Source organism: Serratia sp. HMSC15F11 (genome assembly GCF_001808215.1).
GTDB lineage: Bacteria > Pseudomonadota > Gammaproteobacteria > Enterobacterales > Enterobacteriaceae > Serratia > Serratia nevei.
Window position 1 is genome coordinate 46198 of record NZ_KV792392.1, and the last position, 24259, is coordinate 70456.

The following is a 24259-nucleotide window of genomic DNA, read 5'->3' on the forward strand; positions in this document are numbered from 1 at the left end:
TCAGTCGGCCAACTCCAAAATTCTCGCCACCAACTGCGAGAAGCTTAATCCAAACTGGCGCGCCGCCATCGGCACCAGGCTATGACTGGTCATGCCCGGAGAGGTGTTCACCTCAAGCAGATAGAAGCTGCCATCGCTGTCTTGCATCACGTCGACGCGGCCCCAGCCGCTGCAGTCCAGGCCGCGATAGGCACGCAGCGCCAACGCCGCCATCTCGGCTTCCTGCTCGGCGCTCAAACCGCTCGGGCAGAAGTACTGCGTGTCGTCCGAAATGTACTTGGCCTGGTAGTCGTAAAACACGCCGGCCGGCTGGATGCGGATCGACGGCAGCACCTGGTCGCCCAGCATCGCCACGGTATATTCCGGGCCGCTCAGCCACTTCTCCACCAATACGTCGTCGTCATGGCGGAAGGCCTCTTCCAACGCGGCTTCCAGCGCGCCGCTTTCGGTGACCTTGCTCATGCCGACGCTGGAGCCTTCACGGCTCGGCTTGACGATCAGCGGCAGGCCAAGCTCCGCCACGCGTGCCAGCAGCGCCGCTTTTTCGCCGCCGAGGTACAGCTGGCGATTCAGCGCCACGTAAGGCGCCACCGGCAAGCCCATCGACTGCCACACCATCTTGGTGCGCCATTTGTCCATGGTCAGCGCCGAGGCCATCACGCCGCTGCCGGTATAAGGCAGTTCGAGGAACTCCAGCAGCCCCTGCAGGGTGCCGTCCTCGCCGCCGCGGCCATGCAGCGCGATAAACACTTTGGTGAACCCCTGCTCTTTCAGCTGGGTCACCGGGAAATCGCGGGTATCGACGCCGTGCGCATCGATACCGGCTTCGCGCAATCCGGCCAGCACCGCAGCGCCGGATTGCAGGGAGACTTCACGTTCAGCGGAGGTGCCGCCCAGCAGAACTGCAACTTTATCAGCCATGGTGCACCTCCTCTTTCTTCGGCGGCTGCAGCTTCAGCTCAGCCAGTTTACGGGCGATTTTGCCCACGTTGCCGGCGCCTTGCACCAGCACCAGGTCTTCATCCTGCAGCAGCTGCGCCAGGGTTTCCGGCACGGTATCGGCATCGGAAACCAGGATCGGATCCAGCTTGCCGCGGCTGCGGATGGTGCGGCACAGCGAGCGGCTGTCCGCGCCCGGGATCGGCGCTTCGCCGGCGGCGTACACGTCGAGCATCAGCAGCACATCCACCTGCGACAGCACGTTGGCGAAATCGTCGTACAGATCGCGGGTGCGCGTATAACGGTGCGGCTGGAAGATCATCACCAAACGCTTGTCCGGCCAGCCGGCGCGCGCCGCTTTCAGCGTGGCGTCCACCTCGGTCGGATGGTGGCCGTAGTCGTCCACCAGCATCGCGCTGCCCGCTTTGCCGTTGACCGGCTCCAGCGGGAACTCGCCGAGGAAATCGAAGCGACGCCCGGTGCCCTGGAAGCCCGCCAGCGCGCGCAGGATATCTTCGTCGTCGATGCCTTCTTCGGTCGCCACCGCCACCGCCGCCGCCGCGTTCAACGCATTGTGGCGCCCCGGCGCGTTCAGCGTCACCGTCAGCAACGGTTTGTCCTGACGGCTCAGGGTAAAGTGCCCCTGCGGCCCAATCTGCCGGTAGTCTTCGATGCGCACGTCGGCATCTTCACTGAAGCCGTAGGTGGTGATATGGCGACCCACGCGCGGCAACAGCTCGCGCACTACCGGATCGTCGATGCACATCACCGCACGGCCGTAGAACGGCAGGTTGTGCAAGAAATTGATAAACGTCTGCTTCAGATTCTCGAAGTCGCCCTGGTAGGTATCCATATGGTCGGCTTCGATGTTGGTGACCACGGCCACCATCGGCTGCAGATGCAGGAACGACGCATCGCTCTCATCCGCTTCCGCGATCAGATAACGGCTGGACCCCAGTCGTGCGTGGGTCCCCGCCGCCTTCACCAGCCCGCCGTTAACGAAGGTCGGGTCCAGGCGGGCTTCGGCGTAAATGCTCGAAACCATCGCCGTGGTGGTGGTTTTGCCGTGCGTGCCGGCGATAGCGATGCCGTGGCGAAAACGCATCAGCTCCGCCAGCATCTCTGCGCGGCGGATCACCGGGATACGCGCTTCACGGGCGGCGACAATCTCCGGGTTGTCGGCGGAGATGGCGGTAGAAACCACCACCACGCTCGCATCCAGCACGTTTTCCGGACGGTGATTGAAGTAAATCGTCGCCCCGAGCGCGCTCAACTGCTGGGTCACCGGATTCGGCGCCAGATCGGAGCCGCTGATCTGATACCCTTCGTTTGCCAACACTTCGGCGATACCACCCATGCCGGCGCCACCGATGCCGACAAAGTGAATGTGCCGGACGCGACGCATCTCGGGCACGATAGTACGTAGTTTCGCCAGTTGTTGTGTATTCATCACTCTCTCTAATCCGGATCCGGTACCCCGGCCCTACATCACATTGCTTTTATTCAGGTTCGGCGCACCGAACCCCTGCACTCGTTACTTGGCGAGCCGCACCAGCTCCGCCGCCACGCGCTCGGTGGCATCCGGAATGGCGACCGCGCGCGCTTTCTCGGCCATGGCCAGCAGCGTCTTGCGATCCCAGCTCGCCAGCAGTTCGGCCACCACATCGGCGTTGAACTGCGGCTGTTCGATAATCTTCGCCGCACCGGCTTCTTCCAGCGGACGCGCGTTCCAGTACTGCTGACGGTCCTTGTGCATGAACGGCACGAAGATCGCCGGCAGCCCCGCCGCCGCGATTTCGCTGACGGTCAACGCGCCGGAGCGGCAGACCACCACGTCGGCCCAGGCGTAGGCGGCGGCCATGTCGTCGATGAACTCGGTCACCTTGTGCTGCGTCTGCCCTACCCTTTCGTAGTCGCGCAGCACCGTTTCCAGCGCGCCCTTGCCAACCTGATGCCAGAGCGTAATTCTATCGCCCAAACGCGCCGCGACTTCAGGAACTGTCTGATTCAGCACGCGCGCGCCCTGACTTCCGCCAATCACCAGCACGCGGATCGGGCCTTCGCGCCCCTGCAACCGCTCCGCCGGCAACGGCAGCGCCAACACGTCGGTACGTACCGGGTTGCCCACCACCTCGGCGTTCGGGAACGCGCCGGGGAAGGCCTGCATCACTTTGGCGGCGATGCGCGCCAGCCAGCGGTTGGTCAAGCCGGCGATGCCGTTTTGTTCGTGCAGCACCACCGGGATGCCACACTGCCAGGCCGCCAGGCCGCCGGGGCCGGACACGTACCCCCCCATCCCCAGCACCACGTCAGGCTGATAGCTGCGCATGATGGCTTTCGCCTGGCGCACCGCCTGCCAGATCCGCAGCGGCGCAGTCAGCTGGGCCTTCAGGCCTTTGCCGCGCAGGCCGGAGATGCGGATAAAATCAATCTCGATCCCGTGCTTCGGCACCAGATCGGCTTCCATTCGGTCTGCGGTTCCGAGCCAGCGCACCTGCCAGCCCTGCGCCATCAGATGATGCGCGACCGCCAGCCCCGGGAACACGTGCCCGCCGGTACCGCCTGCCATCACCATTAAACGCTTAGGTTTCCCGCTCATCCCTTACCTCTTCACAAACGCCTGAGCCTTCGTCAGGCGCGTTTCATAATCAATTCGCAGCAACAGCACGATGGCCGTCGACATAATCAGCAAGCTCGAACCGCCGTAACTGATCAGCGGCAGCGTCAGACCTTTGGTCGGCAGCATGCCCGCGGCGGCGCCGACGTTAACCAGCGCCTGGAAGCTGAACCACACGCCGATCGCGCAGGCCAGGAAGCCGGAAAAGCGTTGGTCGATCTCCAGCGCGCGGCGCCCGATGGACATCGCGCGAAAAGCGACGAAGAATACCATTAACAGGGCTAAAACCACACCGATATAGCCCAGTTCTTCACCCAAAATGGAGAAGATGAAGTCGGTGTGCGCTTCCGGCAAATACTCCAGTTTCTGCACCGAGTTGCCGAGCCCCTGCCCCCAGAACTCGCCGCGACCGAACGCCATCAGCGACTGGGTCAGCTGGTAGCCGCTGCCGAACGGATCGGCCCACGGGTTCCAGAACGAGGTCACGCGGCGCATACGGTATGGTTCCGCGATGATCAGCAGCACCACGGCGAACACGCCGGAACCGATGATCGCCAGGAACTGCCACATTTTCGCGCCGGCCAGGAACAGCATCGCCAGCGTGGTGATGAACAGCACCACCACGGTACCGAGGTCCGGCTGCGCCAGCAGCAGCACCGCCAGCACCACCATCACGCCCATCGGCTTGCAGAAGCCCCAGAAGTTGCTGCGCACCTCTTCCACCTTGCGCACCAGATAGCTCGCCAGGTAGCAAAACAGCGACAGCTTGGACAGCTCTGCCGGCTGAATACGCAGCGGGCCGAGCGCGATCCAGCGCGAAGCCCCGTTCACCGAGCTCCCCACCACCAGCACGATCAGCAGCATCACGATCGACATCAGCAACATCACGTTGCTGTAGCGCTGCCAAATCTCCATCGGGACGCGCAGCGTCACCAGCGACAGGCCGAACGCCAGGCCGAGGTACAGCGCGTCGCGTTTGGCGAACAGGAACGGATCGTCCGCCAGGCGCTGGCCGATCGGCATCGACGCCGAGGTCACCATCACGAAGCCGATGATCGCCAACCCGAAGGTCAGCCAAAGCAGGGTGCGATCGTAGAGCACCATGTTGACCGCATCGTTGTCGCGCGCACCGGTCACCCAGTCTTTAAGCCGTTCTGTCAGCCCGAAGTTCGGCAAGCGTAGTTTCATCCGCCAAGCTCCTGCGCCAGGCGGGCGAACTCATCGCCGCGCACTTCAAAATTACGGAACTGATCGAGGCTGGCGCAGGCCGGCGACAGCAATACCATGTCGCCGGGCTGTACGCGGCCGGCGATGGTGCGCATCGCCTGCTCCATGGTCTCGGTCAGCGTCGCCACCTCCGGCCGCAGCTGTGCCAGCTGGGCGCCGTCGCGGCCAAAGCAATACAGACGCACATTATCGCCCTGCAGGTAGCGCGCCAGCGGCGAGAAATCGGCGGACTTGCCGTCGCCGCCCAGCAGCAGATGCAGCGTGCCGTCTACCTGCAGGCCGTTCAGCGCCGCTTCGGTGCTGCCGACGTTGGTGGCTTTGGAGTCGTTGATCCAACGCACGCCGTTGTTCTCCCAGGCCAGCTGGAAGCGGTGCGCCAGGCCGGTGAAGGTGGTCAGCGCCTTCAGGCTGGACGCGCGCGGGATATTGACCGCATCCGCCAACGCCAGCGCCGCCAGGGCGTTGGTGTAGTTGTGGCGGCCGGTCAGTTTCATCTCGCGCGTATTCAGCACTTTCTCACCGCGCACCCGCAGCCAGGTTTCCCCCTGCTGACGGTTCAGGTGATAGTCGCCCACGTCGGCGCCGAAGCTGACGCAGCGCTCGTCGGCGCCGCGCACCGGCATGGTCAGCGCATCGTCCGCGTTCACCACGCACGCGACGGCGTTTTCATACACGCGCAGCTTGGCGCCGCGATACTGCTGCAGGCCGAACGGATAGCGATCCATATGATCTTCGGTCACGTTCAGGATGGTCGCCGCCGCCGCCCGCAGGCTATACGTCGTTTCCAGTTGGAAGCTGGACAGCTCCAGCACGTAAAGCTGGCATTCCTGACGCAGCAGGCTCAGCGCCGGCAGGCCGATATTGCCGCCCACGCCCACCGCCCAACCGGCGGCTTTCGCCATCTCGCCCACCAGGGTGGTAACGGTGCTTTTACCGTTGGAGCCGGTGATCGCCACGATCGGCGCCTGCGCTTCACGGCAGAACAGTTCGACGTCGCCGACGATTTCCACGCCGGCATCCGCCGCGGCGCTCAATGCCGGGGTCGCCAGCGCGACGCCCGGGCTGGCAACGATCAGATCCGCCGCCAGCAGCCAGTCCTGATTCAGATCGCCCAGATGGCGCTCCACGCTTTCAGGCAGTTTGTCCAAGCCTGGCGGCGCGATACGGGTATCCATCACGCGCGGCGTCACGCCGCGCGCCATGAAGAAATCGACGCAGGACAGGCCGGTGAGGCCCAACCCGATGATGACGACTTTTCTACCCTGATAGTCTGCCATGATTAACGCACCTTCAGCGTTGCCAGGCCAATCAGCACCAGCATCAGCGAAATGATCCAGAAGCGCACGATAACGCGCGGCTCCGGCCAGCCTTTCAATTCATAGTGGTGGTGAATCGGCGCCATGCGGAAAATGCGTTGCCCGCGCAGCTTGAACGATCCCACCTGCAGGATCACCGACAGCGTCTCTACCACAAATACGCCGCCCATGATCACCAACAAGAACTCCTGACGCAGCAGCACCGCGATGGTACCCAACGCGCCGCCCAACGCCAACGAACCGACGTCGCCCATAAACACCTGGGCCGGGTAAGTGTTGAACCACAGGAACCCGAGGCCGGCGCCGACGATGGCGGTACACACGATCACCAACTCACCGGCATGACGCAGATACGGAATATGCAGGTAGTTGGCGAAGTTCATGTTACCGGTCGCCCAGGCCACCAGCGCGAAGCCGGCCGCCACGAATACCGTCGGCATAATCGCCAGGCCGTCCAGGCCGTCGGTCAGGTTGACCGCGTTGCTGGTGCCGACGATCACGAAATAGGCCAGCAGGATGTACAGCAGGCCCAGCTGCGGCATCACGTCCTTAAAGAACGGCACAACCAGCTCGGTGGCTGGCGTGTCTTTTCCTACGGCGTACATGGCGAATGCGACAATCAGCGCAATCACCGACTGCCAGAAATACTTCCAGCGGGCGATCAGCCCTTTGGTGTCCTTACGCACCACCTTGCGGTAGTCGTCGACGAAGCCGACGATGCCGTAACCCACCAGCACGAACAGCACGCACCAGACATACGGGTTGGACGGGTAGGCCCACATCAGCACCGAAATGGTGATGGAGGTCAGGATCATGATGCCGCCCATGGTCGGCGTGCCACGCTTGCTGAAGTGCGACTCGGGGCCGTCGTTACGCACCACCTGGCCGAAGGACATTTCTTGCAGGCGCTTGATCACCCGCGGGCCCATCCACAACGACAGGAACAGCGCGGTCAGCAGGCTGACAATGGCTCGGAACGTCAGATAAGAAAAGACGTTGAAGCCTGAGTAATACTTGACCAAATGCTCGGCCAGCCAAACTAACATGGTGCTTTCTCCTGTAACGCGCGTACTACCTGCTCCATTGCGGCACTACGTGAACCTTTGATTAACACGGTAATGACCGCATGTTCCGACAGTAATTCCGCCACGCGCGCGATCACTGCTGTCTTGTCTTGATAATGTTCGCCGTTGCCGGACGCCTCGCTCAGCACGCGGCTCAAACCGCCGACGCTGATCACTTTGTCGACGCCGGCCAGACGGGCGGCTTCGCCCACCTGACGGTGACACTCTTCCGCTTCCGCGCCCAGCTCGGCCATATCGCCGACCACCATCACGCGGTAGCCCGGCATCTCTGCCAGCACCTGCGCCGCCGCGGTCATCGACCCGACGTTGGCGTTATAGCTGTCGTCCAGCAGCAGCTTGCCTTCGGCCAGCGCCACCGGGAACAGACGCCCCGGCACCGCCTGCAACTGTTTCAGCCCCTGACGCACCGCTTCGAGGGTGGCGCCCACCGACATCACCAGCGCCGTCGCCGCCAGCGCATTGGCCACGTTGTGGCGCCCCGGCAGCGGCAGCGCGATCTCGGCGGTGCCGAACGGGCTGTGCAGCGTGAACTGCGTGCCTGCACCGTTCACCCGCACGTTATCCGCGAAGAAATCCACGCCTTCGGCAGCCTGCGGCGAGAAGCGCCAGACGGTTTTGCCGCCCAACATGCTCTGCCAGTGCGGCCAGTCGTTGTTATCGGCGTTGATGATCGCCACGCCGTCGGCCGGCAGGCCGGTAAAGATTTCACCTTTCGCCTGCGCGACGCCGGCCAGCGAGCCGAAGCCTTCCAGGTGCGCCGCCGCCAGGTTGTTCACCAAAGCGGTCTGCGGACGCGTCAATGCGGTGGTGTAAGCGATTTCGCCAATGTGGTTAGCGCCCAGCTCTATCACGGCAAAATCATGCTGCGGCTCCAGACGCAACAGCGTCAACGGCACGCCGATGTCGTTATTGAAGTTGCCGGCGGTATACAGCACTTCGCCGCATTCACGCAGAATGGCGGCGGTCATTTCTTTCACCGATGTCTTGCCCGAGGAGCCGGTCAGCGCCACCACGCGCGCCGGCACCTGCTGACGCACCCAGGCGCCAAGCTGCCCCAGCGCCAGACGGGTGTCTTTCACCACCAGCTGCGGCACGTCCACCAATAAGCGCTTACTGACCAGCAATGCCCCGGCGCCTGCGGCTACGGCATCCGCCGCAAAGTCGTGAGCGTCGAAACGCTCGCCTTTCAGCGCCACAAACAGGCAACCGGCGGTCACCTTGCGGGTGTCTGTCGTCACCTCGACAATTTGGCAATCGGCGCCGATCGGTTCAGCGCTCAATACCTCAGCCAGTGTCTGAAGAGAGACAGGGATCATGCCAGCACCCCCAGCAGTCGGGCGACCGTCGTGCGGTCGGAGTAATCCAGGCGGCGGTTGCCCACCAGCTGATAATCTTCGTGGCCTTTGCCCGCCACCAACACCACATCCTGCTCCTGCGCCTGCATGATGGCGCTGGTCACCGCTTCGGCGCGGCCGTGGATCACCAGCGCTTGCCCGGCATCCAGCAATCCGGTCAGGATATCGTTGATAATCGCGCGCGGCTCTTCGGTTCGCGGGTTGTCATCGGTGATCACCACGCGATCGGCGAACTGCTCAGCGATGCCGCCCATCAGAGGACGCTTGCCCTTGTCGCGATCGCCGCCGCAGCCGAAGACGCACCACAGCTGCCCCTGGCAGTGCAGGCGCGCCGCTTCCAGCGCTTTCTCCAGCGCATCCGGCGTGTGGGCGTAATCCACCACGACCGTCGGTTTGCCCGGCGCGTTAAACACTTCCATGCGGCCGCAGACCGGCTGCAGACGGTTGCCGGTTTCCACCAGCGCCTCCAGCGGGTAGCCCAGCGACAGCAACGTCGCCAATGCCAACAGCAGGTTGCTGACGTTGAAAGCGCCCATCAGGCGGCTTTCGATCTCGCCGTCGCCCCAGCTGGAGCTGAACCGAACCGTGGCGCCGTTGTCGTGATAATCGACCGCCGTGGTTTTCAGCCAGCGGCCGTGGCAGCCCGGCTGCAGGTTGCCCTGCATCGTCACCGCCACCGCATCCGGCAGCTTGCTCAGCCAGCGCTGGCCGACTTCATCGTCGGCGTTGATGATCGCCTGCCCCACATTGTGGGCGGCGAACAGCGACCATTTGGCCGCTTCGTAATTGGCCATGTCACCGTGGTAATCCAGGTGATCGCGGCTCAGGTTGGTGAAGACCGCAGCAGCGAACGGCAGCGCCGCCACCCGGTGTTGCACCAAACCGTGGGATGAGACTTCCATCGCGGCGAAGGTCGCGCCCTGTTCCGCCAAGTCGTTTAATACGTGTTGAACATCCACCGCAGAACCGGTGGTATTCTCGGTCGGGCAGACCTGGCCCAGCAGACCGTTGCCGACGGTGCCCATCACCGCGCTGGTTTCGCCCAGCAGTTGGCTCCACTGCGCCAACAACTGCGTGGTGGTGGTTTTGCCGTTGGTGCCGGTCACGCCGACCAGGCGCAGACGCTCGCCCGGCTGATGGTAAAAACGCCCGGCCAACGCGGAAAGGCGCTGGTTCAGTTGGCTCAGGTAGATCACCGGCACGCCGTGCATCTCAACAATGGCGCCGTCTTCGGCCTGACCGTCAGCTTCGGCGATCACGGCGGCGACGCCCTGCGCGATGGCCTGCGGAATATAGCGGCGTCCATCCGTTTGATGGCCGACCACGGCGACAAACAGATCCCCGGCAGCCGCCACACGGCTGTCTAATGTCATTTCCCGCAGCGCGCGCCCGGGCGCCGTCGGCACCCATGGGGCGAGTAAGTCGCGCAAATTACGATCTGCCACCTGAACCCTCTTTCTTGTTAATCACTAATTCGCTTTTGTCACCGGTGGGCAACGCGTCAGGCTCGACGTTCATGGTGCGCAATACGCCGCCCATGATGGCGCCGAACACCGGCGCGGAGATTGCGCCACCATAGTATTTCCCACCCTGCGGGTCGTTGATGACGACCACCAGGGCAAAACGGGGGTTACTTGCCGGCGCGACGCCGGCGGTATAAGCGATGTATCGGTTGACGTATTTGCCGTCCGGGCCCACTTTTTTCGCGGTACCGGTTTTGATGGCGATACGGTATCCCTTGATGGCGGCTTTCACGCCGCCGCCGCCCGGCAAGGCCACGCTTTCCATCATGTGCACCACGGTGCGCACCAGAGGTTCAGGGAAAACGCGTTCGCCGGCGACCGGAGGGTCAACCTTGGTGATCGACAATGGGCGATACACGCCCAGACTGCCGATCGTTGCATAGACTCGCGCCAACTGTAACGGAGTTACCATCAGCCCGTAGCCGAAAGAGAAGGTGGCCCTCTCTATGTCAGACCACCGTTGTTTTTTTGGGTATATGCCACTGCTTTCTCCGACCAGCCCCAAATTGGTCGCTTTTCCCAGCCCAAAACGAGAGTAAGTATCTACTAACGCTGAGGACGGCATCGCTAACGCCAGCTTTGAAACACCGACGTTACTCGACTTCTGCAAGATCCCGGTCAATGACAGCTCCGAGTACCGCGCCACGTCTTTGATCTCGTGGCCCTGAATGCGGTACGGGATGGTGTTCAACACGCTGTTTTCTCTGACCACGCCGTTTTGCAGCGCGGTCATCACCACCATCGGCTTCACGGTTGAACCGGGTTCAAAAATATCGGTGATAGCACGGTTACGCATGGTCTCTTTCGGCGTACCGGCCATGTTGTTCGGGTTGTAAGACGGGCTGTTGGCCATCGCCAGCACTTCGCCGGTGTTCACGTCGATCAGCACCGCAGTGCCCGATTCGGCCTTGTTGAACGCCACGGCGTTGTTCAGCTCGCGATACACCAGCGCCTGCAGCCGTTCATCGACGCTCAGTACCAGGTTGTGCGCCGCCTGGCTGTCGACGGAGGAGATATCTTCGATCACCCGGCCGAAGCGGTCCTTACGCACCGTTCTCTCGCCCGGTTGCCCGGTCAGCCAGCGGTCGAAACTCTTCTCGACGCCTTCGATACCTTGTCCGTCGATGTTGGTTACGCCGATGATGTGCGACGTTACCTGCCCCGCCGGGTAGTACCGGCGCGACTCCTGCCGCAGGTAGATCCCCGGCAGCTTGAGCTTGTGGATGTAGTCGCCGATCGCCGGGTTCACCTGGCGCGCCAGATAAACGAAGCGCCCTTTCGGGTTGGCGTTGATGCGGTTGGAGAGTTGGTCCAGCGGGATGTTCAGCGCATCGGAAAGCGCTTTCCAACGGCTGTCCAGCGTGATGCCGCCGCGCTCGTTCAGCTCTTTCGGATCCGCCCACACCGCATTGACCGGCACGCTGACCGCCAACGGACGGCCGGCGCGATCGCTGATCATGCCGCGCGCGGTCGGCACTTCCTGCACGCGCAGCGAACGCATGTCGCCTTCTTTCACCAGACGATCGGGATTGATAACCTGCAGGTACGCAACGCGCAGCATCAGGCCGACCATCGCCAGCAAAATGCAGCCGCACAGCAACGCAAAACGCCAGCTGACAAAGCTGGCCTGATCTTCCTGGCGTCTCAACTTACCGGGGCGCGCTGCTTTCATGCGTTTCCTTTCTACTCCGTGTCATTATTCCGGTTAAACCATTCATTGTTTAACGATGATATTTTCCTGCGATGGATCAACGTGTTGCATCTGCAGTTTTTCTGTCGCGATACGTTCAACCCGGCTGTGATCGCCGAGGGCGTTCTCTTCTAAAATCAGGTTGCGCCACTCGATATCCAGCGCATCGCGCTCCAGAACCAGCTGTTCGCGCTCGGCGGTCAGCAGGCGGGTGCGGTGCGCGGTGGTCACCACGAAAATCGCGGAGACCAGTGACGCAATCAGTAAAATCATGGGGATCTTGGCGTTGCGCAGCAGATCGCCGCCAATCACCCCGACCAGGCCGTGACGTTCGTTGCCAATCACGCGGGCATCCTCTCAGCAATGCGCAGCACCGAACTGCGCGCACGCGGGTTGTCCGCCACTTCCGCTTCCGACGGCATCATTTTGCCCAGCGCTTTCAGCGTTCGCCCGCCCATGCCGCGCAGTTGCTCCTCGGTCAACGGAATGCCCGCCGGCACCTGGGCGCCGCGGCTGTGGTGTCGCATAAAGCGTTTGACGATGCGGTCTTCCAGCGAATGGAAGCTGATGATCGACAAACGGCCCTGCGGGGCCAGCACTTCCAGCGCGCCGTCGAGCGCACGCTCGATCTCTTCCAGCTCGCTGTTGATATAAATGCGGATCGCCTGGAAGCTGCGCGTCGCCGGATGCTTGTGCTTTTCACGGAACGGGCTGGCGTCGGCAATCAGATCCGCCAACTCTTTGGTGCGCGTCATCGGCTCCACGCGGTTTCTTTCGACGATGGCGCGTGCGATGCGCTTAGCGAAACGCTCTTCACCAAAGGTTTTCAGCACCCAGGCGATGTCGTCCGCTTCGGCCTTCATCAGCCACTCTGCGGCGGACAGGCCGGTGGACGGATCCATGCGCATGTCCAGCGGACCGTCGCGCATAAAGGAGAACCCGCGCTCTGCGTCGTCAAGCTGCGGCGAAGAAACGCCCAGATCGAGCAGAACGCCGTCGATCTTGCCCACCAATTCACGTTCCCGCACATAGTGCGACAACTCGGAGAATGGGCCGTGTACGATGGTAAAACGAGGATCTTCAATAGATTTGGCGGCTGCAATCGCCTGAGGGTCACGGTCAATCGCCAGCAAGCGCCCTTCCGGCCCCAGCTGGGACAGAATCAGACGAGAATGGCCACCGCGACCAAAAGTACCGTCGATATATATGCCGCTGCTGCGGATGTTGAGGCCGTTGACGGCTTCGTCCAGCAGGACGGTGGTGTGTTTATAGTTTTCCAACATGCTTATAGCGACAAGTCCTGTAGCCGCTCAGACAACGGTTCCTGAGTCGACTGTTCAGCGTCAATATCATCCTTGACTTGTTGATACCAGGTCTGTTCATCCCACAGTTCAAACTTGTTGAACTGACCGACCAGCATCACTTCTTTCGTGAGCCCGGCGTGTTGCCGCAGCGTATTGGCTAACAGCAAACGACCGGCACTATCCATCTGACACTCACTGGCATGCCCCAGCAGCAGGCGCTGAACGCGGCGCTCGGCGGGATTCATGCTCGACAGACGTGATAATTTTTGTTCAATAATTTCCCATTCGGGCAAAGGATAAAGCAGCAGGCAGGGCTGATGGAGGTCAATGGTACAGACCATTTGGCCTTGCGATTCCTCGTTGAGCAATTCCCGATATCGGGTAGGTACGGCAAGCCGCCCTTTGCTGTCGAGGTTGACCATCGTCGCTCCACGGAACATTCCTGAGCTACCCCTTAGTGACCGTTTTCACCACTTTACCCCACAAATTCCCACACAATGGAGTTTACGGAGGGTATGAAAACCTTGTCAAGCCAGAGCGCCAGCGCTTTGGCAATATTTCTCTGGTCATTTTGGGAGCTGACTCGCGAAAGAAACTCTGATTGTTCGACGATTAAAAATTAACACCATGATAAACGGAGAGAATTTTCTAAGCGGAAAGAATCTGATTAAAAACCTGACGAACTGGCGATTAATTAACTCATTACTTCCTTCTGCAAGCCATGTCTCATTTTTCAGCTCGGCAATCTCAGTGCGGTAACCGCTGGCGAGCCGCGCCCGCCAAGGCTCGGCGTTGGGCGAACCGATCGCGGAATAAGGCCATAACTCCTTGAGTTAATAACGCTCAATCGTTATTCACCGTAAAACCGGGCGCTATTTTACTTCAATTTGCACGGCCGTGATGCGGCCGCGATAAAAATAAATGGTTCGGATATTACGAGCAGAAGTAATTTCTATTTAAATCAATTTGGTAAGATTATTCCCAAAATACCTGTTTACAATTATGGTTTCATTTTCTTACACCTTTATTTCCACAATTTTTGCCGAAAAAAATCCCCACTCGAAGCCAAAAATCGCAACACCATGTTTTTAATGAATTTATTTTAAATCGCCGATTTTAATCTCTCTACCCTCTCCTCTCTCCCGGTTCTGCGGGACAAAAACCGAACAAATGTTAAAAATAAAAATATAAATCTAGTTAAAAAACACAATGCAGATTAGTACACTATATAAAAAGCAAAAAAGCAGCTTTAACAACCAATAATTAATAATTTAACAGAATTCCAACCAAAGGGAGATAACACATGCTTTCGCCCGCCGCTCACTGGCGTAGCGCCGCTGCCGATACGTTCGCACTGGTGGTGTACTGCTTTATCGCCGGCATGGCGATAGAAGTGTCGATCTCCGGCATGAGCTTCCAGCAATCCCTCTCTTCGCGCCTGCTGTCGATCCCGGTCAACATCCTGATCGCCTGGCCTTACGGCCGCTATCGCGATCTGTTTATCCGCACGGCGCGCCGCTGTCCGCGCGGCCAGTTCGTGCTGCGCAACCTCGCCGACCTGCTGGCCTACGTCAGCTTCCAATCGCCGGTTTATGCCGCCATTCTGTGGAGCGTAGGCGCCGACGGCCAACAAATGCTGGCGGCGGTCACCAGCAATGCGCTGGTCTCCATGGCGATGGGCGTGGTGTATGGCTATTTCCTGGAATATTGCCGGCGGCTGTTCCGGGTGGCGGGCTACGTCTAAACCAGGAGCCCGGCAAAGCGGGCTCCTGTAGAGCGGACTATTTGCGGCTCAGGCTGCCGCGGCGGAACAGATTGCGGCGGATACGCGTCAAACCCGGTTTGGGTTTACGCGGTTCGTCCAGGCTGGCCAACACCAGCTCCAACACGCGTTCGGCTACGTCACGATGGCGCTGAGCCACCGCGAGCACCGGGCACTCGAGGAAATCCAACAGTTCATGGTCGCCGAAGGTGGCAATCGCCAGATCGGTCGGCAAACGGCCACGTTGCTTCAGCGTCACGTCCATCACGCCCTGCAACAGCGAGAACGAAGTGGTGAACAGCGCTTGCGGCATCGGGTGCGTTTTCAGCCATTCGGCAAACAGCGCGCCGGCGGCTTCACGTTCATAGCTGTTGGCGTACAGATAATCGACGTGGCGGGGATCTTCTTGCCAGGCCTGACGGAAGCCCTGCTCACGCAGGAAGCTCACCGAAAGCTCCGGCAAGGCGCCCAGATACAGCACCGATTCAGCCGGGAAGGTGCGCAGCTCCTGCGCCAGCGCAAAGGCGTCTTCCTGATCGGCCCCGACGACGCTGATGAAATGCTCGCGATCCAGCGCGCGGTCCAGCGCGATGATCGGCAGCGGATCGTTGGCCCAGCGTTGATAGAAAGGATGCTCCGGCGGCAAGGCGGTGGAGACGATGATGGCGTCCACCTGGCGCTGCAGCAGGTGCTCGATACAGCGCATTTCGTTGTCCGGCTGATCTTCGGAACAGGCGATCAGCAATTGGTAACCACGCTGGCGCGCCTGGCGTTCCAGGTAGTTGGCGATGCGGGTATAGCTGGTATTTTCCAGATCCGGGATCACCAGACCGATAGAACGGGTACGCCCGGCGCGCAGCCCCGCCGCGACGGCATTCGGGTGATAGTTATGCTCCCTGACCACGGCCATCACTTTCTCGACGGTTTTATCGCTGACACGATACTGCTTCGCCTTGCCGTTGATGACGTAACTGGCCGTCGTGCGCGAAACGCCCGCGAGACGCGCGATTTCATCCAGTTTCACATTAACCCCTTAATGACGCTGAAAATAGAAGTGAAGGCTGTGCTCGGATTAACCATGACATCCCGTACGGTTATTCAATCCAGCCTCTGCGATCTAACAGCAGAAAACACTGCCTAGCAACCGCTTTTGCCGAAAGGTGCCAGCAATCGGGCAAAAAATACCGAAAAACAAAGGGCGCAGCCACGCCGCGCCCCCGATTATTCACCGCCAGACCGCGCTCAGCGCATGATTTTGTCGCCGCGCGACACGCCAACCACGCCGGAACGGGCCACTTCCACGATCTCCGCCACTTCACGCACCGCACTCAGGAAGGCGTCGAGCTTGTCGCTGGTGCCGGCCAGCTGTACCGTGTACAGCGTCGCCGTCACATCGACGATCTGGCCGCGGAAAATGTCGGCGCAGCGCTTCACCTCTTCACGGCCGTAGCCGCTGGCCTGCAGCTTCACCAGCATGATCTCGCGCTCGACGTGGGCCCCCTGCACCAGCTCGCTGACGCGCAGCACGTCCACCAGCTTGTGCAGCTGTTTCTCAATCTGCTCCAGCACTTTCTCGTCACCGACGGTCTGGATAGTCATGCGCGACAGCGTCGGATCGTCGGTCGGTGCCACCGTCAGGCTCTCGATGTTATAACCGCGCTGGGAGAACAGCCCGACCACGCGCGACAAAGCGCCGGATTCGTTTTCCAGCAAGACAGATAAAATACGGCGCATGATCAGGTCCTCTCCGTTTTGCTAAGCCACATTTCGTCCATGCTTCCGCCACGGATCTGCATCGGGTAAACATGTTCAGTTTCATCGACGGTCACGTCGACGAACACCAGCCGCTCTTTTTCCGCCAGCGCCTGCGCCAGCTTGCTTTCCAGCTCATCCGGCGTGCGGATGGCGATGCCGACATGGCCGTAAGCCTCGGCCAGCTTGACGAAGTCCGGCAGCGAATCCATGTAGGACTGCGAGTGACGGCCGGAATAAATCATGTCCTGCCACTGCTTCACCATACCCAGATAGCGGTTGTTGAGGTTCACCACCACCACCGGCAGGTTATATTGCAGCGCGGTGGACAGCTCCTGAATGTTCATCTGAATGCTGCCGTCGCCGGTCACGCACACCACGGTTTCCTCCGGCAGCGCCAGCTTGACGCCCAATGCCGCCGGCAAACCGAAGCCCATGGTGCCGAGGCCGCCGGAGTTGATCCAGCGGCGCGGTTTGTCGAACGGATAATAGAGCGCGGCGAACATCTGGTGCTGGCCCACGTCCGAGGTGACATAGGCGTCGCCTTTGGTCAGGCGGTGCAGAGTTTCGATCACCGCCTGCGGTTTGATGGTGCCGCTGTGCTTGTCGTAACCCAGACAGTCGCGGGCACGCCACTGCTCGATGGACTGCCACCAGTCGCGCAGCGCGTCGTGATCCTGCGCTTTCTCGTCCTGCACCAGCAGCTCCAGCATCTGAACCAACACCTGCCTGGCATCGCCGACGATCGGAATATCGGCGTCCACCGTTTTGGAGATCGAAGTCGGATCGATATCGATGTGCAGCACGGTGGCGTCCGGGCAGTATTTAGCGAGGTTATTGGTGGTGCGATCGTCGAAGCGCACGCCGACGGCGAAGATCACGTCGGCATGGTGCATGGTTTTATTGGCTTCATAGGTGCCGTGCATGCCGAGCATGCCGACGCTCTGGCGATGGGTGCCGGGGAAAGCGCCCAATCCCATCAGGCTGCTGGTCACCGGCAGGTTCAGCTGCTCCGCCAACGCCAACAGTTCGGCCTCGCAACCGGCGTTGATCGCGCCGCCGCCGACGTACATCACCGGCTTTTTGGCCGCCAGAATGGTTTGCAACGCACGTTTGATCTGCCCGCGGTGGCCCTGCACCGTCGGGTTATAAGAACGCATGCTCACGTCCTGCGGGTAGGCATAAGGCATCCGCACCGCCGGGCCGACGATATCTTTCGGCAGATCGATCACCACCGGGCCGGGGCGGCCGCTGGAAGCCAGGTAGAACGCCTTCTTCAACACCGCCGGGATGTCTTCGGTGCGTTTTACCAGGAAGCTGTGCTTCACCACCGGGCGAGAAATCCCCACCATATCGCACTCCTGGAAGGCGTCGTAGCCGATCAGCGAGCTGGGCACCTGCCCCGACAGCACCACCATCGGGATCGAGTCCATGTAGGCGGTGGCGATGCCGGTAATGGCGTTGGTGGCGCCGGGGCCGGAGGTCACCAGCACCACGCCCACTTCACCGGTGGCGCGCGCGTAGCCGTCGGCCATGTGCACCGCCCCCTGCTCGTGGCGCACCAGAATATGATCGATCCCTCCTACCGTATGCAGGGCGTCGTAGATATCGAGCACCGCCCCGCCGGGGTAGCCGAATACATGCTTAACGCCCTGATCGATCAACGATCGGACGACCATCTCGGCTCCTGACAACATCTCCATGGGTTTGCCTCCAGGCTTGCTTATTCTTCTCTGGCGCCGGAACGTAGCGCCTGCTGCGGGGCAATGCCCCAAAGTTTTTATGGGTTGTCGCTATCGAATTAACATAACGTCAGAATATGGGGCAGGCAAACGGCAAAATGGCTTAACGGTAGCGGGGTTATTGCCAAGCGGCTGGAGATCGCGGCTTTATAAAAACAATGCGCTAGCCTCGGGGTTGTCAGGCTAGGCATTGTTTCGAACAGGGGGGAAATTACAGAACTAAATCAGGTGAAGGATATGCCGTTTTTTTGGCCGGGCACATGGCCCGGCGGCGGCGTCAGGCCTGTTCCTGGTACATCGAGTCGATTTCACGCTGATAGCGCTGCAGGATCACTTTACGGCGCAGCTTCAGCGTTGGCGTCAACTCCCCCAGCTCCATCGAAAAGGCCGCCGGCAGCAGCGTGAACTTCTTCACCTGTTCGAAGCGCGCCAGCTCCTTTTGCATCTCGCACAGGCGCTTTTCGAACATCTCGAGGATTTCGCCGTTGCGCAGCAGTTCCAGGCGATCCTGGTATTTCAGGTTCACTGACTTCGCGTACTCTTCCAGCGACTCAAAGCACGGCACGATCAGCGCGGAAACGAATTTACGCGCATCGGCGATGATCGCCACTTGCTCGATAAAGCGATCCTGCGCCAGCGTGCCTTCCAGCATCTGCGGCGCGATATATTTGCCGCCGGAGGTTTTCATCAAATCCTTCAGGCGTTCGGTGATGAACAGGTTGCCCTCTTCATCGATCGCCCCGGCATCGCCGGTTTTCAGCCAGCCGTCCTCGGTAAAGGTCGCGTCGGTTTCCAACGGTTTGTTGAAATAGCCGCGCATCACGATCGGCCCGCGCACCTGGATTTCATTTTCCTCGCCAATGCGCACCTCGACCTCCGGTAGCGGTTTACCGATAGATCCGAAGCGGAAATGCCCCTCTTCCCAGCAGGAGACGGTCGCACAGGTTTCGGTCATGCCGTAACCGTACTTGATGTTGACGCCCATCGCCTGGAAAAACAGGATCACATTATCGTCCAGCTTGGCGCCCGCCGCCGGCAAAAAGCGCACCCGGCCGCCGAGGATACCGCGCAGCTTGCTCAACACCAGCTTATCGGCCCAGCGGTGGGTGAAGTCGAACACTTTACCCAACGGTTTGCCGGCGCGCTCCTGCAGGAATTTGCGCTCGCCGCAGACGATCGCCCAGTGGAACAACGCACGACGCAGCCAAGGGGCGCGCGCCACTTTTTCCTGCACCGCGCTGAAAATCTTCTCGTAGAAACGCGGCACCGCACACATCAGCGTCGGGCGGACCTGCCCCATCGCTTCCCGCACCCAGTCGGTGTTCGGCAGGAAAACGTTCTGCGCGCCGGAATGCATCACAAAGAAGCTCCAGGCCCGCTCAAAAACATGCGACAGCGGCAGGAAGCTGAGCGACACATCTTCTTCGCCGACCGTCAGCCTTTCATCATGCAGGTAGAGCTGCGCCGCCAGGTTGCGGTAGTCCAGCATCACCCCTTTCGGCTCGCCGGTAGTGCCCGAGGTATAGATCAGGGTGAAGAGATCCTGCAGGTCGCACTCTTCAATACGCTGCTGACGTTGAGCGACAAAAGCCGCCGGATCGGCAGCGCGCTCGAAGGCGCTCAGATGCTGTGCGATCTCGCAGCCGCGCAGATCGGCCCCCTCGTCGAAGACGACAATATGGCGCAGCTGCGGGCAGACGCCGCGCAGCGCGATGGCGGCGTCAAGCTGCGCCTGCTCGCCGACGAACAGTATACGGATATCGGCGTCGTTGGTGACGAACGCCGCCTGTGCCGGCGTATTGGTGGAATAGAGCGGTACGCTGATGCCACGCAGGTGAAGGATAGCGAGATCGGTCAACGCCCAGGCCATTGTGTTATTGGCGAAAATACCGATGCGTTCTTGCACTTCGACGCCCAGCCCCAGCAACCCGGCGGCAATGCGATCAATACGAGTGGCGGCCTCTCCCCAAGTCAGCTGCAACTCGCCGTTGGGCGACCATTGGCGAAAAGCTGTGCGATCGGCTCGGTGGGTGATTTGATGCTGTATACGATGGATCAAATGGTATTGCAGCAGATTAGTGATCATAGTGCTCTAAGCCTGAAATGAATCAAACAGTTAAGCCGGAACGACGCCTTACGGCCCCTCATCTCAGCTTACACGTGTTTACTTTTTTCTGCGCAGTCTACCTAGTCTCAGGCAGGGGGAAAAGCGATTTCAGCGTAGAAGTGTGAGCCAAAACTCAGTCCGACTTCCGCACTTTCATTGGTTGGACAAAATGGGGAGGAAAAGGTTTGCTGATGGCTATAAAACGCGGCCCATCCGGGCCGCCGCATCGAGTTAGTTTAAAATACCAGCCGGAAAGTAAAAATCAGAATATTAATTTATATTAATTATTTTTGCTGAACGAACAAACTCACTCTGAAAATAAGTTATTTTATCGCCGTAAAACCAAGAAACATCTTAATAAAAACACAGATAGTTCTTAGTTTTTATCATGAGAAAAAAACACTCAGTTGAATATTATCTTTATGTGGCTCCCATTCTTTATCACTTTACTTTGGGTTACCCGCCTCAATCAGGACGGATTTCATCCACTGGTGGCCTTTATCCCGCTCGGAGGATTCATGCCAGGAGAGATAGCAGGTGGCTTTATTCTCGTTACCACATAAAGGAACCGCCTTTATTTTCAACGCTTCCGTCTGCTGTCGCACCAACCAAGCGGGCGCAATCGCCACCATTTCCGTTTGCGACACCATATTCAACACGCTGTAGAGATCCGTGCACTGTTGCGTCACGGCGCGCAGCATCGGCTCCTCTAAATAAAAAGGTTTACTGAACGATCCAAAACTCTCCAGGGAAACCACGGCGTGCTGCTCGGCCAGCATGTGATTCGGCGCCACCTCCTCGCCTATTCTCGGATGCACCTGCGCAACCGCCAGCACTAATTCGTCGTCGAACATCGCCAGGCTGCGAAACTCCGCCGATTCGAAACGGCTGTAGCCGATGACAAACTCGACGTCCTGATAACGCAATTGATGCTCAATATTATTGTTGATGTACGACTTTATTTGCAGGTTAAGCTGCGGCGCGATCTGTTTGACGTGATTGATTATCGCGGCGCCCAGACGCAAATCGAGCGGGCTGCACAGCGACAGGGAGAACGCTCGCGTGCTGGTCAGCGGTTCGAACTCGGCGCCCGGCAACTCATTTTGCACCAGCTGCAGCGCTTGCCGCACCGGCCCAAAAAGCTGCCTGGCCCGCATGGTGGGCTGGATCCCGCGCCCGCAACGCACGAACAGCTCATCGTTGAACATCACCTTCAGGCGCGCCACCGCGTTGCTCACCGCCGGCTGCGACATCCCTAACGAATTAGCGGCTCGCGTAATATTTTGCATTTGCATCACGGCGTCAAACACCGTCAGCAAATTAAGATCGACGCTGCGCAAATGAATGTCCGCCGGCTCTTTGACCATGGCGATTTCTGAATCATATTCAGCCATATTTCACTCCACTAAATCCTGTGTAGATAATCTAATCCTTGTGCTCGACAAACAATGAAACGCCGCATTGCCTTATCTTTGCACGACAAATCCTGCCATTACCGCCATCAGCCGATAAAAAACCTCGTGTTATCGTCACGATATAAGTCGTATGTGGAATACATGTCAGCAGCTTCTCCCGTCAGCAGGAAGAATGCCACCTGGGTGGTACTAATAATTAGGTATCAACAATGATTAAGACAATTAAACAACCTAACCGCACAGTATGAGACAAACTATAAAAACACATCATAAGCAATCAAACCATCTAAAAACACCGCTCACTTTGTGTAAAAACGCATTATTTTGTTATATTATGACTAAAACAATCAATTAATCATATGAATTCAATTTAAATCATTTGCATTAAAAATGTTATTTTATTGCCCCCCGTGATTAATTCCTCTTATTTTTTCATCACAAATCTTAACGCAACGAAATCCAGAAGCAATTAGCGCAGTATATATCCGATTCGTTTATGCTAAGCAGCACGCAAACTGGCCCCGTTTTTTCTCTAGGGCGTCGCTTTTTTGCCGCATGATCCTCTGTTCGGCCGATTCGCCGATGCATTGTCCCCGCATTCAATCAGGTGTTGACATCGCCAGGGCAATCACGTATCAAATTAGGCAGACACCCCATTTAAGAGAAGCTGAACCCTTATGATCCGTACTCACCGTCTACTAGGCCTACTACTTAACGCATCTTGTTTGCGCGGTATGCCTGTGGACGAAGTTCGGAGCTGACTCAGCCGATCACCCATAAGAAACCCGCGCTACTGCGCGGGTTTTTTTTGCCCGCTTAGCGTGAAATCAACACGATAAGGAATGCACCGATGAGCCAACAAGTCATTATTTTCGATACCACGCTGCGTGATGGCGAACAGGCATTGCAGGCCAGCCTGAGCGTAAAAGAGAAGATTCAGATTGCGCTGGCGCTGGAGAGAATGGGCGTTGACGTGATGGAGGTCGGCTTCCCGGTCTCTTCGCCGGGCGACTTCGAGTCGGTGCAAACCATCGCGCGCCAGATCAAGAACAGCCGCGTCTGCGGCTTGGCCCGCTGCGTAGACAAAGACATCGACGTGGCCGCAGAAGCGTTGCGCGTCGCCGAAGCGTTCCGCATCCACGTGTTCCTGGCCACCTCGACCCTGCACATTGAATCGAAGCTGAAACGCTCGTTCGACGAAGTGTTGGAGATGGCGGTGCGCTCGGTCAAACGTGCCCGCAACTATACCGACGACGTAGAGTTCTCCTGTGAAGACGCCGGCCGCACACCGATCGACAATCTGTGCCGCGTGGTCGAAGCCGCCATCAATGCCGGCGCCACCACCATCAATATCCCGGACACCGTCGGCTACACCACGCCGAACCAGTTCGGCGGCATCATCACCACCTTGTATGACCGCGTGCCGAACATCGACAAAGCCATCATCTCCGTACACTGCCACGACGATTTGGGCATGGCGGTCGGCAACTCCATCGCCGCGGTACAGGCCGGCGCCCGTCAGGTGGAAGGCACCCTGAACGGCATCGGTGAGCGCGCCGGCAACTGTTCGTTGGAAGAGGTGATCATGGCGATTAAAGTGCGCCAGGACATCATGAACGTGCACACCAACATCAATCATCAGGAAATCTTCCGCACCAGCCAGATCGTCAGCCAGCTGTGCAACATGCCGATCCCGGCCAACAAGGCGATCGTCGGCTCCAACGCCTTCGCCCATTCCTCCGGCATTCACCAGGACGGCGTGCTGAAGAACCGCGAAAACTACGAAATCATGACCCCGCAGTCGATCGGCCTGAAGGACGTGCAGTTGAACCTGACCTCCCGCTCCGGCCGTGCGGCGGTGAAACACCGCATGGAAGAGATGGGCTACCAGGAGCAGGACTACAACCTGGATACCCTGTACGCCGCCTTCCTGAAGCTGGCCGACAAAAAGGGCCAGGTGTTCGACTATGACCTGGAGGCGCTCGCCTTCATCAATAAACAGCAGGAAGAGCCGGAGCACTTCAGCCTGGGCTACTTCAGCGTGCAGTCCGGCAGCAGCATCATGGCCACCGCCTCGGTGAAACTGATCTGCGGCGGCGAAGAGAAAGCCGAGGCCGCCACCGGCAATGGCCCGGTCGATGCGGTTTATCAGGCAATCAATCGCATCACCGACTACCCGATCGAGCTGGTGAAATACCAGCTGACCGCCAAGGGCCATGGCCGCGACGCGCTGGGCCAGGTGGATATCGTGGTCTCATACAACGGCCGCCGCTTCCACGGCGTAGGTCTGGCGACCGACATCGTCGAATCCTCCGCCAAGGCGATGGTGCACGTGTTGAACAATATTTGGCGCTCACAGCAGGTAGAAAAAGAAAAGCAGCGCCTGCAGCAAAACAAACATCAAAATAATCAGGAAACGGTGTGA

19 protein-coding genes are annotated in these 24259 nt (G+C 59.4%); 2 read left to right on the forward strand and 17 right to left on the reverse strand.

All coding sequences use genetic code 11. From position 1 onward, the window contains the following. The 12 genes from HMPREF3138_RS01840 to mraZ form a co-directional block, all read right to left on the reverse strand. Positions 1-921 carry a D-alanine--D-alanine ligase gene (locus HMPREF3138_RS01840; RefSeq protein ID WP_038873486.1) on the reverse strand — a complete coding sequence of 307 codons (921 nt, stop codon included), beginning with the start codon at positions 919-921 and terminating at the stop codon, positions 1-3. Continuing rightward, entirely contained in the window at positions 914-2389 is a 1476-nt protein-coding gene (murC, locus tag HMPREF3138_RS01845; RefSeq protein WP_038873483.1) for a UDP-N-acetylmuramate--L-alanine ligase, read from the reverse strand. The genes HMPREF3138_RS01840 and murC overlap by 8 nt, the downstream gene beginning before the upstream one ends. A gap of 84 nt (positions 2390-2473) precedes the next feature. Beyond that, entirely contained in the window at positions 2474-3538 is a 1065-nt protein-coding gene (murG, locus tag HMPREF3138_RS01850; protein WP_004932773.1) for an undecaprenyldiphospho-muramoylpentapeptide beta-N-acetylglucosaminyltransferase, read from the reverse strand. A gap of 3 nt (positions 3539-3541) precedes the next feature. Further along, entirely contained in the window at positions 3542-4744 is a 1203-nt protein-coding gene (gene ftsW / locus HMPREF3138_RS01855) for a cell division protein FtsW (RefSeq protein WP_038873480.1), read from the reverse strand. Then, positions 4741-6060 (reverse strand): UDP-N-acetylmuramoyl-L-alanine--D-glutamate ligase, encoded by a 1320-nt coding sequence (gene murD, locus HMPREF3138_RS01860; RefSeq protein WP_038873478.1) that lies wholly within the window; start codon positions 6058-6060, stop codon positions 4741-4743. Before murD ends, ftsW begins: the two co-directional genes overlap by 4 nt. 2 nt (positions 6061-6062) lie before the next feature. Then, entirely contained in the window at positions 6063-7145 is a 1083-nt protein-coding gene (gene mraY / locus HMPREF3138_RS01865; protein ID WP_004932782.1) for a phospho-N-acetylmuramoyl-pentapeptide-transferase, read from the reverse strand. Further along, entirely contained in the window at positions 7139-8500 is a 1362-nt protein-coding gene (murF, locus tag HMPREF3138_RS01870; protein ID WP_038873474.1) for a UDP-N-acetylmuramoyl-tripeptide--D-alanyl-D-alanine ligase, read from the reverse strand. Before murF ends, mraY begins: the two co-directional genes overlap by 7 nt. After that, positions 8497-9984 carry a UDP-N-acetylmuramoyl-L-alanyl-D-glutamate--2,6-diaminopimelate ligase gene (gene murE, locus HMPREF3138_RS01875; protein ID WP_038873471.1) on the reverse strand — a complete coding sequence of 496 codons (1488 nt, stop codon included), beginning with the start codon at positions 9982-9984 and terminating at the stop codon, positions 8497-8499. Before murE ends, murF begins: the two co-directional genes overlap by 4 nt. Further along, positions 9971-11734, reverse strand: a complete 1764-nt coding sequence (locus HMPREF3138_RS01880; protein WP_004932790.1) for a peptidoglycan glycosyltransferase FtsI — start codon at positions 11732-11734, stop codon at positions 9971-9973. Before HMPREF3138_RS01880 ends, murE begins: the two co-directional genes overlap by 14 nt. A gap of 42 nt (positions 11735-11776) precedes the next feature. Beyond that, positions 11777-12097: a cell division protein FtsL gene (gene ftsL, locus HMPREF3138_RS01885; RefSeq protein WP_033651674.1), complete on the reverse strand. Its 321-nt coding sequence runs from the start codon at positions 12095-12097 to the stop codon at positions 11777-11779. After that, a complete protein-coding gene (gene rsmH, locus HMPREF3138_RS01890) occupies positions 12094-13035 on the reverse strand; it encodes a 16S rRNA (cytosine(1402)-N(4))-methyltransferase RsmH (RefSeq protein ID WP_038873464.1) in 942 nt (313 codons plus the stop codon). Before rsmH ends, ftsL begins: the two co-directional genes overlap by 4 nt. Positions 13036-13037: 2 nt before the next feature. Beyond that, a complete protein-coding gene (mraZ, locus tag HMPREF3138_RS01895; RefSeq protein WP_025159638.1) occupies positions 13038-13496 on the reverse strand; it encodes a division/cell wall cluster transcriptional repressor MraZ in 459 nt (152 codons plus the stop codon). A gap of 863 nt (positions 13497-14359) precedes the next feature. On the opposite strand from mraZ, the gene HMPREF3138_RS01900 reads away from it, so the two are divergent. Further along, the gene (locus HMPREF3138_RS01900) at positions 14360-14800 is read left to right on the forward strand and encodes an L-alanine exporter AlaE (protein WP_038873461.1); all 441 of its coding nucleotides are present in this window, start codon (positions 14360-14362) and stop codon (positions 14798-14800) included. Positions 14801-14837: 37 nt separating this feature from the next. Here the strand turns inward: HMPREF3138_RS01900 and cra are convergent, their stop codons facing one another. The 5 genes from cra to leuO all read right to left on the reverse strand — a co-directional run bounded on the left by cra (position 14838) and on the right by leuO (position 21813). After that, positions 14838-15842 carry a catabolite repressor/activator gene (gene cra / locus HMPREF3138_RS01905; RefSeq protein WP_004932801.1) on the reverse strand — a complete coding sequence of 335 codons (1005 nt, stop codon included), beginning with the start codon at positions 15840-15842 and terminating at the stop codon, positions 14838-14840. Between the two features lie 218 nt (positions 15843-16060). Continuing rightward, a complete protein-coding gene (ilvN, locus tag HMPREF3138_RS01910) occupies positions 16061-16552 on the reverse strand; it encodes an acetolactate synthase small subunit (RefSeq protein WP_004932806.1) in 492 nt (163 codons plus the stop codon). 2 nt (positions 16553-16554) lie between these two features. Further along, complete coding sequence (gene ilvI, locus HMPREF3138_RS01915) at positions 16555-18273, reverse strand: acetolactate synthase 3 large subunit (RefSeq protein WP_038873458.1); 1719 nt, start codon at positions 18271-18273, stop codon at positions 16555-16557. A gap of 316 nt (positions 18274-18589) precedes the next feature. Beyond that, positions 18590-20398 (reverse strand): AMP-dependent synthetase/ligase, encoded by a 1809-nt coding sequence (locus HMPREF3138_RS01920; RefSeq protein WP_038873455.1) that lies wholly within the window; start codon positions 20396-20398, stop codon positions 18590-18592. A gap of 467 nt (positions 20399-20865) precedes the next feature. Further along, entirely contained in the window at positions 20866-21813 is a 948-nt protein-coding gene (gene leuO, locus HMPREF3138_RS01925) for a transcriptional regulator LeuO (RefSeq protein WP_038873453.1), read from the reverse strand. A gap of 871 nt (positions 21814-22684) precedes the next feature. Here leuO and leuA point away from each other — a divergent pair. Continuing rightward, a complete protein-coding gene (gene leuA, locus HMPREF3138_RS01930) occupies positions 22685-24259 on the forward strand; it encodes a 2-isopropylmalate synthase (RefSeq protein ID WP_004932820.1) in 1575 nt (524 codons plus the stop codon).